The 14,765-nt window shown below is 71.6% G+C and carries 9 protein-coding genes, 1 tRNA gene and 1 pseudogene; 6 read left to right on the top strand and 5 right to left on the bottom strand.

Annotated features, from left to right (window positions below; genetic code table 11):
- Positions 1-187: 187 nt before the first annotated feature.
- The 3 genes from ACFQZ6_RS12630 to ACFQZ6_RS12620 form a co-directional block, all read right to left on the bottom strand.
- A complete protein-coding gene (locus ACFQZ6_RS12630; protein WP_381607728.1) occupies positions 188-1,519 on the bottom strand; it encodes a hypothetical protein in 1,332 nt (443 codons plus the stop codon).
- Positions 1,520-1,612: 93 nt separating this feature from the next.
- Complete coding sequence (locus ACFQZ6_RS12625; protein WP_381618250.1) at positions 1,613-2,308, bottom strand: ATP-binding protein; 696 nt, start codon at positions 2,306-2,308, stop codon at positions 1,613-1,615.
- Positions 2,305-3,225 (bottom strand): hypothetical protein, encoded by a 921-nt coding sequence (locus ACFQZ6_RS12620; protein ID WP_381607726.1) that lies wholly within the window; start codon positions 3,223-3,225, stop codon positions 2,305-2,307. Before ACFQZ6_RS12620 ends, ACFQZ6_RS12625 begins: the two co-directional genes overlap by 4 nt.
- Positions 3,226-3,762: 537 nt before the next feature.
- Between ACFQZ6_RS12620 and ACFQZ6_RS12615 the strand changes: the two genes are divergently transcribed.
- A complete protein-coding gene (locus ACFQZ6_RS12615; RefSeq protein ID WP_124442202.1) occupies positions 3,763-3,963 on the top strand; it encodes a helix-turn-helix transcriptional regulator in 201 nt (66 codons plus the stop codon).
- On the top strand, positions 3,960-5,396 hold the full coding sequence (locus ACFQZ6_RS12610; protein WP_381607724.1) for a tyrosine-type recombinase/integrase: 1,437 nt from the start codon (positions 3,960-3,962) through the stop codon (positions 5,394-5,396). The genes ACFQZ6_RS12615 and ACFQZ6_RS12610 overlap by 4 nt, the downstream gene beginning before the upstream one ends.
- Positions 5,397-5,441: 45 nt before the next feature.
- On the opposite strand, the pseudogene ACFQZ6_RS12605 reads toward ACFQZ6_RS12610, so the two are convergent.
- Positions 5,442-7,353, bottom strand: a pseudogene (locus ACFQZ6_RS12605) (DEDDh family exonuclease).
- A 302-nt stretch (positions 7,354-7,655) separates the two neighbouring features.
- Positions 7,656-7,728: transfer RNA gene (locus ACFQZ6_RS12600), tRNA-Arg, on the bottom strand.
- Positions 7,729-8,049: 321 nt separating this feature from the next.
- Here ACFQZ6_RS12600 and ACFQZ6_RS12595 point away from each other — a divergent pair.
- From ACFQZ6_RS12595 to ACFQZ6_RS12580, 4 genes are all read left to right on the top strand, one after another.
- Positions 8,050-9,657, top strand: a complete 1,608-nt coding sequence (locus tag ACFQZ6_RS12595; RefSeq protein ID WP_381607721.1) for a dynamin family protein — start codon at positions 8,050-8,052, stop codon at positions 9,655-9,657.
- Positions 9,658-9,660: 3 nt separating this feature from the next.
- Positions 9,661-11,901, top strand: a complete 2,241-nt coding sequence (locus ACFQZ6_RS12590; RefSeq protein ID WP_381607719.1) for a GTPase — start codon at positions 9,661-9,663, stop codon at positions 11,899-11,901.
- 251 nt (positions 11,902-12,152) lie between these two features.
- Positions 12,153-12,662, top strand: a complete 510-nt coding sequence (locus ACFQZ6_RS12585; protein ID WP_381607717.1) for a single-stranded DNA-binding protein — start codon at positions 12,153-12,155, stop codon at positions 12,660-12,662.
- A gap of 347 nt (positions 12,663-13,009) precedes the next feature.
- On the top strand, positions 13,010-14,398 hold the full coding sequence (locus ACFQZ6_RS12580; protein ID WP_381618247.1) for a Cys-Gln thioester bond-forming surface protein: 1,389 nt from the start codon (positions 13,010-13,012) through the stop codon (positions 14,396-14,398).
- The last annotated feature ends 367 nt before the right edge of the window (positions 14,399-14,765 follow it).

The following is a 14,765-nucleotide window of genomic DNA, read 5'->3' as shown; positions in this document are numbered from 1 at the left end:
TCCGGCGCCCCCTGGCGCTGGACCGCCCCTGCCACCCCTGGGGCAGGGACTCCGGGAGCATTGCTCCCGGGACAACTTGCTGGCGCTGAGGTGGGGGTGTTGATCTCCTTCTGGACGTCGTGGAGTTCGTGGTGCGAGTCGTGCATCGAGCGGTCTTCCTGGGGGCTTGGGTGTAGGGGCGGTCTCACTACGGGTGGCTGGCTGGCCTGGTGCGCAGGTTGGCCTTGACGCTGCGGACGACTTCTCCGGCGGTGTCGCTGGCGACGCTGTAGCCGTCCTCGCGCACGGCGTTCTCCAACAGGTCACGGGAGAGACGTCCGGTGTCGCGGTGGAGGCGGTGGGCGTACTCGGTGAGGAGGTCCCGTGTCGCCCGCGGCTTGTGGCCCGAGCGATTTGGCTTCGCCCGCGCAGCCCTGCCCGGATCGACGTCCAGCGGAACCTCGCCCGGTTTCGGTTCCGGGCTGGTGGCGGTGCGGGCAGACTGGGGCGGGCGGTTTTCGGGCTGAGGGCGGGCTGCGCGGTCGGCGGCGTCATCACCCGCGACCTGCGAAGTCGGGCTGCCCGGGATCTCTGCCCGATTCGCGATGTTGGCCCGCAGGCTGGCGGTCGTGGATCCCTCTGTAGACCCCGGGGCGGGGTAGTGGGGCCAGCGGGCGGGCAGCGGGATGGAGGCCAAGGCGAGGGCCTGTTGGCGGGTGGCGAGTTTGCGCAGCAGCAACTCGTCCTGCTGTGCGTCGCGGTCGACATCGGCCTGCTCCAGTGCTTGGTGCAGGCGGCGGGTGAGGCGCTGGCCTCGCCGCTTGGTGCGTTTCTCGGGCTTCATAGCATCTGCCCGGAGGATCAGGGTGATGGCTCGGTCGAGGGCGCGCTCGCGGATGATCCGGGCGGCGTCCGCGTCCCGGTCGGCGATCCCCATGCGGGCCAGCAGGCGTTCGCGTGCCTGTCGGGCGAGGACGGCGATCAGGCTGCGGGAGGCGGAGCGCGGGCTGCGGTTGCGCAGTTCGATGCCCATGGCCAGGTGCCACAGCACGGCCGCCAGGACCGGGCCGACGAAGGCTCGCACGGTTCCGCCGACCAGCCCGGACTCGGCGTAGGCGGGCACGATCTGCACGCCGGTGATCATCCAGGTGAGGGTGCCGGGCAGGCCGGGCGACTGCTTCGGGCCGTTGAGGTTCGCCCGGGCCATCAGCGCGGTGGAGAACAAGGCGAGCTCGGCGACAGCGAACATCGCGGCGCGCTCGATGGTGCCGCCCATGTCGAGGTAGTCGGCGGCGAAGCGCCAGCTGGTGTCCGCGCTGTATGCGGTGCAGCCGATCGCGGCGACGGCGGCAACCGGGATCGCGGCGGTACGAGGTCGCTGTCCATTACCGGGCTTGCGGGCGCGTTGCCACCGCCATCCAGCGGTCAGGGCAAGGACCGCGAGCAGCAGTACGGCTGCGGTGGGCGAGGTGATCCAGTGCGCCAGGGATGCTGCCGGAGTCTCTTCGGCGCTTGTGGGCACGGTGTTGCCAGGTGTCATGCAGGGGCTCTCCAAGGGCTCGCGTGTGTGAGGGCATGTCTGTGCGCGGGCAGGGCGAGGTGGGGGTACGGAGCGGGAGACGCGGTGCCGCCCTCAGGGGGCAGGCGCGGTGCGGCGTCGGTCGGGGCCGGTGAAGACGACGCGTTCGGTCATCTCGGCGAGGCGGGAGGCGACGCGGTCGCCGAGCGCGGTGCGCAGCTCGGCGGTGGGGAGGTTGGTGGTGATGAGGGTGGGGAGCATGTGCTCGTACCGGTGGTTGATGAGCCGGTAGGTCAGCTCCTCGGTCCACTCGCTGGTCTTGGCCGCGCCGAGGTCGTCCAGGAGCAGCAGCGGGCAGCGGGCCAGCGTCTGCAGTTCCCGTTCGCCGTCGTGTCCGGCACGGGGGCGGAGGCGCGCGTGCAGGTCGGCGCTGGTGGTGGCCTCCCAGCGCAGGCGGACACCTCGGGTGAGGAGAGCGCGGACGGCGCCGTACGCCTGGTGGGTCTTGCCGGTGCCGGTGGGGCCAGCGATCAGCAGCGAGGGGCCCTCGGCGATGCCGGGGCCGCCGGGCCCGGGGCGTCCTGCTCCGGCGATGTGGTCGGCCCAGGCGATGATCTGCGAGTGATCGGCCAGTGCACGGCGGTAGCGGGCGGGGATCCGGGCGTCCGCGAGTTCCAGTGCCGTGACGGGCTCGGTCGGCGGATCCTCGGCTGTGACGCGGGGGTCGATACCGCGGGTGGCCAGGATCGTGTTGAGCCGGTCGGCGAGTGGACCGACCTGGCGGGGTTCTCGGACGAGGGTGGCGCTCAGAGGTCACCTCCGTAGGCGGCGTCGATGTCGCTGGGGTTCGTCCACGGCGTGTGGCCGACCGGCACGGGCGCGGCGTTCATGGCCTCGTGGACGAGACTCGGCAAGGTGCTGGGATGCAGGCCCTTGGCCCGGTGGCGTTCAAGTCCGGCCCGGATGTGGGCGGGGGCGATGCCTTCCGCGAGCATCTTGCGCACTTCCCGGCCGAGATGGTCCAGGACACCGGCTGGTGGACGGTGGGCGCAGGCGGCGACGTACTCGGCGATCAGATGCCGGGCCGAGACGGTGTCGGGTGTGTGGGCGCTCGCGCCCCCCGAAGGGGTACTTCCTAGGTCCATGATCCTAGGTCCTAGATCCGTACCCTGAGGCTTCACCGACGGCTCCGGGCGTCCTCCGTGAGCCGTCACGGAGGACGCCGTGAACCCCTCCTGACCTGCGGGTTCGTTACCGGTGCCCGGATTCGGTGCGGGCTCGCGCATCTCGCGTGCGTCTGCATGGAGGGCTTCGTGAGGCGGCATGGAGGGCTCCGTGAAGCGGACCCCCGTGGGGATTGGCGTGGCTGCGGCGGCCGGGGCGTCGTGGTGCGGGCAGGCGGGGAGGCGGCTCTTGCTAGGCCGGTTGATCTTCTGGTGTCGGCTCCAGGTGACGATGTGCAGGTACCGCTTGTCGTCGAACCCCGTGTAGCGGCAGATCAGTCCGGCGTCGCTGAGCTGGGCGAGGTCCGTCTCGACGTCCGAGGGCGCGTGTTCCGGGCGCAGCACCCACAGTTGTCCGGCGATGATCGCGGCGTGGTCGCGGTGGCGGTCCTGGTCGTCGGCCTGGGTGAGCAGGCCGATGAAGGTGCGCTCGGCGGTCAGGGAGACGGCGGCCAGGGACTCGGAGACGAAGGCTTCGGGCTTGATGGTGCGGATTCGGGCCAAGAGGGGCGGTTCCTCACTCGGTTGCGGGTGGGCGGGGACCCACGGCTCACCGTCGCCGTGGCGGGACGGGCATCAGGGGTGGGGGAGTTGACCAGCCGGTGGCGCGTGGCGCATTGGTGGCCGCTCGCGCTTTCCGGAGGTGCCGTCAACACATAGCCACACTCGGGCCGCGCAAGTCCAGCCCTATCTCGCGACATCTCTCACGGCAGAAAGGGTGCCCAAAAAAAGGCGGTAGAAGGCGTCCCAAGACTTTAGGGCACGATCGCCGGTTGACGAAATAGTCGATTGATGTGCCGGTTTTCGGTACTTCCCGCTCCCGGGAAGCCGCTTCGCGGCGAACCGCGCGAGCGCAACATAGACGACGATCGCCGGTTATCCAAACCGGCGATTCTACGGATAGTTGTCGTGCCGATCGAGGTGCTGACCCAGCCCACGGATCTACGCCGCTATCGACTGGCAACTCCGCAGTCTGCCTGCCTTTCGCGCCGACCCGGTGCAAAAGCAGGACAGCCCCGCCCCCTGCCCAAGGAGCACCGCTTGACGTCTCCGCCCCGCCGCCCCACCGACAAACTCACGGTCGACGAGTTCTGCGACGACCTCCGCATCTCGCGCTCCACCTTCTACGACTGGCGCAAGAAGGGCACAGCCCCGCGCTGCATACGCATACCCAACGGCGCTTTGCGTATCCGCCGCAGTGACTACGAGAACTGGCTGACCGACTGCGAGGACCACGCTTGAGCAACCGGTCCTTCAAGGTCCGCTTCTATGACACGGAGATATATAGGGGGAAGCGCAAGACCAGCTACACCGTGCGGTGGTCCGTCAACGGAAGGCGTCACGGGCAGAGTTATGCCACGAGTGCGCTCGCCGAATCCTTCCGTGCAACGCTGCGCGTAGCCGCGAACAACGGCGAACCGTTCGACATGGACACCGGCCTGCCGGTCTCACACGCCACCTCTGCCGCCGAGGTCACCACCTACGAATTCGCCCTCCAGTACGTCGACATGAAGTGGCCGCGCATCTCGGCCAACAACCGTAAGAACACCGCCAAGGCCCTCACCAAGGTCACTCTCGCGTTGCTGCGTACCGAACTCCCGGACCGGTTCGACCCGATCGACGTACGCCGAGCACTGCGCGAGTACGCCTTCAACAAGACCCGACGCGACGAGGCGCCACCCGAGGTCCGCACCGTCCTGTCGTGGATAGCCCGCAACTCCCTGCCCATGACGGCCTGGGAGGACACCAAACGCGTCGACGCCGTCCTGCACGCGCTCGACACGCTTCTGGACGGCAGCCCGGCCGCCGCCAGCTCCGTCAAGCGTGAGCAGCGAATCCTCAACGTGGCGATGAAGTACGCCGTCCGGCAGAAGATCCTCACCGCCAACCCGCTCCCCAAGGGCAAGGAGGAAGGCGCTGCCCCCAAGGTGGCCGAGGCCGTCGATAAGCGGTCGCTGCTCAACCCGGTTCAGGTCGCCCGCCTCCTGGCCTGGATCGCCGACCGCCCCCGCACCGGACACCGCCTCCACGCCTTCTTCGCCACCCTGTACTACGCCGGTCTGCGGCCGGAGGAGGCCGTAGCCCTCCGCGTCAGCGCCACCACACTGCCCGCCGAGGGCTGGGGCGAGCTGCTCGTCCACACCGCCGAGCCCGAGGTCGGCAGCCAGTGGACCGACGACGGCCGCGTCCACGAGACCCGAGACCTCAAGGGTCGCGCCGAGGGCGACACCCGCCCCGTCCCCGCCCACCCGGCACTCGTCGCTGTCCTCCGCGACCTGATCAAGAGGGACGGCCTCCAGCCGGGCGACCTCTTCTTCCCCGGCGAGAAGGGTGGGCTGCTGGCCGGATCGGTCTTTCGCCGAGCCTGGAACAAGGCCCGCGAGGCCGTCCTGCCGGAGCACGAATACGAGTCACCCGTGGGCAAGCGCGTCTACGACCTGCGCCACACCTGCCTGACCACCTGGCTCAACAACGGCATCCCACCCGCCCAGGTCGCCGAGTGGGCCGGCAACAGCGTCCCCGTCCTGCTCGCCACCTACGCCCGGTGCATCACGGGTCAGCTCGCCGAACTCCAGCAGCGCATCGAAGGCCCCCAGCGACTGCCGGTGGGGCCGTCCCCGAGCATGCCGGTTCCCCCACCTGGATCCACGTCCGCACCGCGTCGCCGGGCCTGACCCGGACCCAGGAGACGCACGGACCTCCGCTTCCGGCACCGGCGTTCACTCGGCGATGTTGACGCCGTATCCGCGTGCGAGGGTGTCGAGGCCGTGGTCGTAGCCCTGGCCGACGGCTCGAAGGCGCCACACCGGGCCACGGCGGTAGACCTCCGCGAGCAGCATGGTGCGTTCGGTGGTGGCGGCGTCCAGGGTTGCCCGGGCGAGCGGTGCGCCGCTGCTGCCGGGGGCGGCACCGATCTGGATCGCACCGACCGTCCCGAAGGTGGCGGTCCCGTCGATGGCGGCGGCGACGACGACCTTGCGCGTCGCGGGCGGCAGGGAGGCCAGGTTGAGGGCGATGGTCTGTTCGGCCGGGCCGCCGGTCAGCAGCCGCGCGGTTCCAGCCGGGTTCTCCGGGGCCCCGTAGAAGATGAAGTCCTCGTCGAAGGTGACCTGCTCGTCCTCGTCGAGGAGGAAGGCGACGACGTCGATCCCGTGGTCGGACTGCGGGGCCCAGCTGGCGGTGACGTACCACTCCGGCGCGGGTTTGCCCTGCGGCATGGGCAGGTCGATGACGCCGCCTCTCGGCATCACGTGCGGCTCCTGAGTCCGGAGCGTCGCCGAGGTCGAAGCGGTGGCGGTCGGAGCAGTGAGCCAGTGGAGGTCGTGTACGGGGAGTTCGAGGGCGGTGATGCGGCTCATGCGCCGGTCGCCCTCCCCTCCCTTCAGGAGTACGACGTCGGTGACGCTGGCGGACAGGTTGATGGCCGCGGACCCTCCCAGCTCGACGATGCGGGTACGGGCCGCCGCGGCATCGGCATGGACACCGCCGAGCACCAGTACGCGACGCCCGGCCAGAGGCTTGTCCGACGTGCCGACGGAGGGCACCGGTCGGCGCGGAGAGGGTACCCCCGTACCGGGTGCGGCCCTGGGGAGGGCTGCGGCTTGCGGGACGGCTACGGCACCGGTTGTGGTGCGCGCCGACTCCACGGGTCCGACGACTGGTTCTGGTTCCGGCTCGGCCACTGGGGGTGACAGCGGCGGCCGTCGCCTCATGTGCTGTTCCCGGCCGTACGTCGGCCAGCAGCCGCAGGAAGGTGTGCTCGTCGATGACCGGCACGCCTTCGGCGACTGCGCGTCGGGCCTTCGCCGAACCGGACGCCGGTTCATTGGTGACCAGCACGCTGGTGTGCCGGCTGACGGAGGTCATCATGTTCAGCCCGGCGGCGACCGCCCGCCCCACCAGCTCCGCACGGGCATGGGCGGTCTCACCGGTGATCGCGACCTTCATCCCCTGCTGGAGAGGCCCGCCGGGAGTCATGCGTCCCGGGTTGCGGTAGGCGCAGGGAGTCTTTGGCGGCTTCGGTGTGAACTGCGACTCCGCCCGGGGCGGGCAGGCCACCAGTGGCAAGGGCAGATCGAGCCGCGCCGCCTCACGCAGAGACGCCCGCAGGATCCCGGCCAGCACACGGGTGTCGTCCAGCGCATCGTGCGCACGCTGCTGGGGGACGCCGTAATGGGCGGCGAGGGTGCCGAGCTTCATGTCGTCCGTCGGCGGGTCCACCTGGCGGTTCAGCGCCAGGGTGCACAGCCGCTGCGACACCGGCAGCCACATCCGCGCGCGGGCGAACTCGTGAGCCAGGAAGTCGTAGTCGAACTGGGCGTTGTGGGCGACCAGGACCCGGTCCTGAAGCATCGCTCCGATCCGCCCGGCGACCTGGTCGAAGCTCGGCGCACCCTGCAACCGCTCGACGGTCAGCCCGTGCACCTCCACCGGTCCCGGGTCGCAGCCCGGATTGAGCAGGGTCGAGAACTCCCCGGTCTGCTCGCCGTCCGGGCCGATCGTGATCACCGCGACGGACAGCACGCGGTCTCGCCGGGCTATGAGGCCCGACGTCTCCACATCAACCAGGGCCCAGTCGTGTGCGTAGTCGCCCGTGTCGGGCACATCGAAGGAGGTGGAGACGAGACTCATGGCGGCAAGGATGATCTGACATTCAGCGCTCCTTCAACCTGTATGGCGATTTGCCCTCATCTGAGGAGTGTGGCCGGGTGGTCGTCGCACCTCGGCCGCCGACGGGTTGCAGAGAGATCGCTTCGGAACTTCGGGAAGTTTTCGGGAAGGGCGCCCGTCGAGGGCCGGACGAAATCGTCTCCAGCCGGACACCTGCCGACTCCGCCCGGGGGCCACCCGCATCCCTGAAGCTATTCTGTCGAGCCTGATTAAGCGCGCCTGACCAGCGAAAACGCCCTCCCGAGGGAGGGGTGGAGACTGGGCGCCCCCGGCAGGACTCGAACCTGCGGCCAAGCGCTTAGAAGGCGCCTGCTCTATCCACTGAGCTACGGGGGCCTGGTGTGGTGGCCTCTGTCGTGGTGCCCGGGTGTGGGCTGATCCTTGACGTTGCCGGGGACAAGGATAGGGCTCCCGGATCCGTGTCCCTGTCGCCTCGCCTCCGTGGCTCGATGTGGAGGTTCGGTGAAGCGGTCCCGATAATCGCAGGCAGGTACGAATCGTGCATCGCTTTTGGCGCCCCGCGTCCCGGGTGTTGTGTACTCGTTATGCCTCGGCTGTGTCCATGTCCCGCTCGTCCCTTCCGTCCCTTGTGTTCCATCGGCGCGCAGACATGTCTATATGCTTCAGAATTCCCCTAAAATTGGGCATTCTTCACATGTGGTGACCTTGGACGTACGGCCTCAGCTGCTCGACGCACTCTCCGCCCTGCGCGACCGTGTCGCCGCCGCACGCTTCCCGCTGCCCCTCGCGGGGGCCGCACGCGCGCGTGCCAACCGCGACGAACTCCTCGCGCAGCTCGACGACTACTTGGTGCCCCGGTTGAGAGAACCCGAAGCACCCCTGCTGGCCGTCGTGGGCGGCTCCACCGGCGCGGGCAAGTCGACCCTCGTCAACTCCCTCGTGGGCAGACGGGTCAGCGAGGCGGGCGTGCTGCGGCCCACGACCCGGACGCCGGTGCTCGTCTGCCATCCGGAGGACCATCACTGGTTCAGCGGGATGCGCGTACTGCCCGACCTCACGCGCGTGTGGGTGCCCCAGCGCGAGACAGGGGACGATCTCCTCCTCCCTGGGGAGGACCCCGCCCGCGTCCTGAGGATCGAGACCGCCGACACCCTCCCGCCCGGCCTCGCCCTCCTCGACGCCCCCGACGTCGACTCCCTGGTGGCCGACAACCGCGTCCTCGCCGCCGAGCTGATCTGCGCCGCCGACATCTGGATCATGGTCACGACGGCCGCCCGCTACGCCGACGCCGTCCCCTGGCACCTGCTGCGCACCGCCAAGGAGTACCAGGCCACCCTCGTGACCGTCCTGGACCGGGTGCCCCACCAGGTCGTCTCCGAGGTCTCCCGGCAGTACGGCGCGCTGCTCACCAAGGCCGGACTCGGCGACGTACCCCGCTTCACCGTGCCCGAGCTGCCCGAGTCCGCCTGGGGCGGCGGACTGCTGCCCGCCACCGCCGTGGCACCGCTGCGGACCTGGCTCGTCCACCAGGCCCAGGACCCCAGCGCCCGCCAGCACACCATGGCCCGCACGGCGTACGGCCTCCTCGACTCCCTCAAGGCCCGGCTGCCCGAACTCGCCGGTGCCGCCGCCGCGCAGTACGCCGCCGCCCTGCGGCTCACCAGCGCCGTCGACACCGCCTACGACAGCGAACACTCACGCGTGCGTGGCCGGTTGCAGATGGGCGCCGTACTCGCCGGGGACGCGCTGAAACGCTGGCGCGCCTTCCCCCTCGACTGCACCGCCGCCGAACTCCTCGACGCCCTCGTGGAGAGCCTCTGCGAGCTGCTGCTGTGCGCCGTCACCGCCGCCGACGAGCGCGTCGACGACGCCTGGCGGCGCGAACCCGCGTCGGGCGCGCCGGAACTCACCGCCCAGGAGCCGTCCACCGAGACCGTCGAGCACCGCATCGGGCTGGCCGTACGGCGGTGGCGGCGCGAGGTGGAGGAGTACGCCGAGGAGGAGGTGCGCGAACTGGACCGGAGCGTCGCGCCCGACCCCGAGGTGATCGCCGCGCTCGTCGCCACGGCGCTGCTGGGCGGCCGACGGGCGCGCAACGCGGGCGAGGGCCTCGCCGAGCGGATCGGCGCGCACGGCGCGCTGCGGCTGCGCGACCGCGGCGGGCGGCTGCTCATCGACTGTCTGGACCGGGTGATGAACACCGAGCGCGAACGCCGTCTCGCTCCGCTGGACGCGATGGAGGTCCACCCGGAGCCGCAGGCCGAACTCATCGCCGCGCTGTCCGTACTGCAGAAGGAGAGGTGACCGGTGACCGCCGTCACTGACCAGGACCACACGGAACAGGCCGAGCACATCGAGCACATCGAGCACATCGAGCGCACTGAGGATGCCCAGCACATCGATCGTGCTGATCAGGTGGGCCGTCGTGAGGACGCCGCGGAGGCCGACGACGCCGCGGCGGAGGGCGGTTCCGAAGGACGTGAGGAGGCCGACACGGACGAAGACGGTGACGAGCGGGAGGACCCTCGGGAGGAGCCTTCCGAGGCCGACCAGGTGGCGGAGCAGGCGGCGGAGCAGGTGGCCGAGCGGAAGCCCGACGGCGCCTCGGAGCAGCGCCCGTCCCCCCGGCCCTCCGACGCCGCTCCCAGCGAGCGGCCCGCTGACCGCCGTACGGACCCCCGTACGGACCCCCGTACGGACCGGCCTGCGGACCGGCCTGCGGACCGGCCTGCGGACCGTCGTACGGACCGGCCTGCGGACCGTCGTACGGAGGGTGTCGGCCGTCGTACGGGGGACGGCGACGCGGACTCGGCGGGCGGCTGGGACGACGGGCTGATCGCGCGGCGGGTGAGCGAGGAGGCCGCGGCCCAGCAGGCGGCCGCCGCCGCTCCCGCCGTCGTGGAGACGCGCACGCCCGGACCGCGGAGCGTGCCGCAACTGGCGTACGACGGGCCGCTGCGGTCGCGGCTGGACGCCATGCGGGAGCTGGTCGGGCTCTCGCGCGCGCGGCTCGACGGCCGGACGCTCAGCGAGGCGGGCCGGGTGCTGGACGAGGCCGCCGCGCGGCGCAGGCTCTCCGGGCAGCACACCGTCGTCGCCATCGCGGGCGCGACCGGCAGCGGCAAGTCCCAGCTCTTCAACGCGCTCGCCGGGGTGACCATCTCCGAGACGGGGGTACGGCGTCCCACCACCGCCTCGCCCATCGCGTGCAGTTGGAGCGACGGCGCCGCGAGCCTCATCGACCGGCTCGGCATCCCGGGACGGCTGCGCCGCCGCCCGGTGCAGAGCCCGGAGGCGGAGGAGCAACTGCGCGGACTGGTCCTGGTGGACCTGCCCGACCTCGACTCGGCGGCCGTGGAGCACCGGGAGCAGGCGGACCGCGTGCTGGCGCTCGTCGACGCGGTGATCTGGGTCGTCGACCCGGAGAAGTACGCGGACGCCGTCCTCCATGAGCGCTATCTGCGGCCCATGGCCGGTCACGCGGAGGTCATGTTCGTCGTCCTGAACCAGATCGACCGGCTGCCCGGGGAGGCCGCCGAGCAGGTCCTCGACGATCTGCGGCGCCTCCTGGACGAGGACGGCATCGCCCTGGGGGAGTACGGCGAACCGGGCGCGTCCGTGCTCGCCGTGTCGGCGCTCACCGGGGACGGCCTCGGGGAACTGCGCGAGGCGCTCGGGCAGTTCGTCGCGGAGCGCGGGGCGGCGGCACGGCGGATCTCCGCCGACCTGGACGCCGCCGCCGTACGGCTGTGGCCGGTGTACGCCACGGGGCGGCGCAGCGGGCTCAGTGAACGCGCGCGGGACGAGTTCTCCGCGCGGCTCGCCGACGCCGTCGGCGCCACCGCCGCCGGTGAGGCCGCCGAGCGGGCCTGGCTGCGCAACGCCAACCGCGCGTGCGGGACGCCGTGGCTGCGGCTGTGGCGGTGGTTCGAGGCGCGGCGCGAGCCGTCCACGGGACGGTTCCCGCTCCGCCCGCAGCCGGAGGAGGAGGCCACCGCGCGGCAGCGCGTCGAGCAGGCGGTGCGTACGGTGGCCGACCGGGCGTCGGCCGGGCTGCCCGCGCCCTGGGCACAGGCCGTGCGGGAGGCCGCCGTACGCGGGTCGCAGGGGTTGCCGGAGGCGCTGGACGAGCTGGCCGCGCGGGCGGGGCTGCCGCCGGGGCGTCCGCCGCGGCCGGGCTGGTGGCCCGCGGCCGTCCTCGTGCAGGCGTCGATGACGCTGCTCCAGGTGGTCGGCGGGCTGTGGCTGGTAGGGCAGATCGTGGGCGTGATGTCGCCGAACCTGGGGGTGCCGGTACTGCTGATGGTGGCCGGGATCGTCGGCGGGCCGCTCGTCGAGTGGAGCTGCAAGATGGCCGCCCGGGGACCGGCCCGGCGCTACGGCCTGGAGGCGGAACGCCGGTTGCGGGACGCGGCGGCGGGGTGCGGGCGGGCCCGGGTGCTCGATCCGGTGGCGGCGGAGCTGCTGCGGTACCGGGAGGTACGGGAGCAGTACGCGCGGGTGATGGGGGCGGGGGAGGCGGTGGGGGTGGTGGCTGGGGGGAGGTGACCGGTGGGTGACCGGCCGGGGGTGGGGCCACTCTGCCGAGGTGCTGGTCACTCACACGGGTGGCGGAGTTGTCCACAGGCGGGGGATGGTCCACAGCGCTCAGCGGGTCCGGCCCGGCGGAGGCAGTCTGGCGGTGCGGCGATCGCGACGGAGGCGGTCGCCCCGGCAGACACAGCCGTACGGGACGGACCCGTCGGCGTATCCGCCCGCCCCCGCCAGGACCGGCCGGGGCGGGCAGGGAGGGGACAGCGATGAACGAGACGGTGGTCTGTGTGGTGGGCAACGTGGCGACCCAGCCGGTGTACCGGGAGCTGGCGTCGGGTCCGTCGACGCGGTTCCGGCTGGCGGTGACCGCGCGGTACTGGGACCGGGAGAAGAGCGCGTGGACGGACGGGCACACCAACTTCTTCACGGTGTGGTCCAACCGGCAGCTCGCCAGCAACGCGATGGCCTGCCTGTCGGTGGGCGAACCGGTGATCGTGCAGGGCAGGTTGAAGGTGCGCACGGATGTGCGCGAGGGGCAGAACTGGACGTCGGCCGACATCGACGCGGTGGCGATCGGCCACGACCTGGCCCGCGGTACGACCGCCTTCCGCCGCCCGCCCGGCAAGGGCGAGCCCACGGGAGCGGCCACCGCGCCGCCCACCACGCAGACGACGGCGCGGCAGCCGGAGCCCAACTGGGAGACACCGGCGCGGAGTTCGGAGGGAGAGGAATCGGAGCAGGCCCAACAGGCCCAGCAGCCAGCATTGGTGTCATGAGCGACATAGCGGGCCGTACCGCGGCTTATCGGCGATCATGTGCCGCCCGGGCGGGTTGATTTGTCGATAAGCCCTGCTCATGACCGGTCTAGGCGATAACGATTCCGATTCGGATCGGTTGGCTGACGGGCTCTCCGGGAAACGCGGTGCGGGCGCGTACCTAGGATGCCGGAAACGGCTCTTGGGGTTACTTGGGGCTGCTGATTTCTGCTGGTGGGACTGTCCCCCACGCCAACGGGTCCCGCCTGAAGGGAAATTACGTGCGATCTTCGCTCTCCGTTCCGTCGGTGACGTCCGTGCTGACGGCGCTGTCGAGGCTGTCAACGCTTTCCGCGCCGCTCACCCCGCTGCGGCGGTCGGCGCCCAGACGGCGGGTGGCCCGTCGTGCCGCGGGCGCGGCGCTGGCCGCCGGGCTGGTCGCGACCAGCGTCGCGGTCGGAGCGGGGACGGCCGTCGCGGACAGCGGGACGGCGCCCAACCGGGGCGGGGCGACGGCGACCATCGGCGGCCTGAAGACGTACGGCGGCGCGGTGGTCCACGCCGAGACCGGGGACCTGGAGGTCTCGGCGGGCCTGTTCGAGATGTCCGTCGAGGGCGGCGGCACCCTCCAGACCTACTGCGTCGACCTGCACAACCCCACGCAGACGGACGCCAGGTACTACGAGACGCCGTGGAGCGGCACGTCCCTGGGCGCCAACGAGGACGCGGGCCGGATCCGCTGGATACTCCAGCACTCCTACCCGCAGGTGAACGACCTCGCGGCGCTCGCCCGCAAGGCGGGCATCCGCGGCGGCCTGACCGAGCAGGACGCGGCGGCCGGTACGCAGGTGGCCATCTGGCGCTACTCCGACGGCGCGGACGTCGACGCCGTGGACGCCGAGGCCGAGCAGCTCGCGGACTACCTGGAGGAGAACGCGCGGGGCGTGGCGGAGCCCAAGGCGTCCCTCACGCTCGACCCGCCCGCGGTCTCCGGCCGCCCCGGCGAGAGGCTCGGCCCGGTGACGGTACGCACCGACGCCGACACGGTGACGGTGATCCCGCCGACGAACGCCGTCACCAGCGGCGTGCGCATCGTCGACGCGGACGGCGAGCCGGTCACGTCGGCGGCCAACGGCGACCGCCTCTTCTTCGACGTCCCCGAGGACGCGGCGGACGGCACGGCGGAGCTGACGCTGAACGCCACGACCACCGTCCCGGTCGGCCGCGCCTTCGCCTCCGAGAGCCGCAGCCAGACCCAGATCCTGGCGGGCTCCAGCGAGTCCACGGTCTCGGTGACGGCGACGGCGACCTGGGCCTCGACGGGCGCCATACCCGCGGTGTCCGCCCGCAAGAACTGCGCCGAGGGCGGCCTGGACGTCACCGCCTCCAACGTCGGCGACGAGGACTTCACCTTCGAGCTGATGGGCATCGAGCACAGCATCGCCGCGGGCGACACCCGCACGGTGACGGTGCCCCTGCGCGAGGACCAGCCCTACGACCTCACCATCACCAGCCCCACCGGCTTCGAGAAGCGCTTCACCGGGGTCCTGGACTGCAAGACCCAGGGCATCGACACCGGCATCACCACCCAGACGGTCACCGAACCCACCCCCACGGTCAGCACCCCCTCGGACGACCTGAACCTGGCCGCGACGGGCTCCTCCAACGTGACCCCCCTGATCGCGGGCACGGCCATCGGCCTCGTGGTCATCGGCGGCGCGGCCCTCCTCCTCGTACGCCGCAGAAACACCCCGTAACCCCGGTCCACGCCCGCGGCTCCCTCAGAGACAGCCGCAGGCCAACCAGACGTAGGCGAGGGACACGGCGGCCCCAGCACACACCAGGGCCGCCACCCCCGCCAGCCGCCCACGCCGCCCCGCCCTGGCAGGACGCACCAGCTCCCACCCGCCGTAGACCAGAAGAGCCAGCACGGCACCCCCGACACCCCCGGCGACGACCGGGCTGCGCTCCCACCCCCAGACAAACGCCAGCGCCAGCCCCACCCCTAGCCCCAGCACCACACAACAGGCGACCACGGACAGCACCGCCTCACCGACGACGTCCTCCAGAACCCACCTAAAGAAGCCCCTCACCCCACGCCCCACCCGCCGCACACGCCCCCCG

The sequence above is a fragment of the Streptomyces flavalbus genome, from assembly GCF_042674625.1.
GTDB lineage: Bacteria > Actinomycetota > Actinomycetes > Streptomycetales > Streptomycetaceae > Streptomyces > Streptomyces flavalbus.
This window is presented reverse-complemented; position numbering and strand designations above follow the sequence as displayed.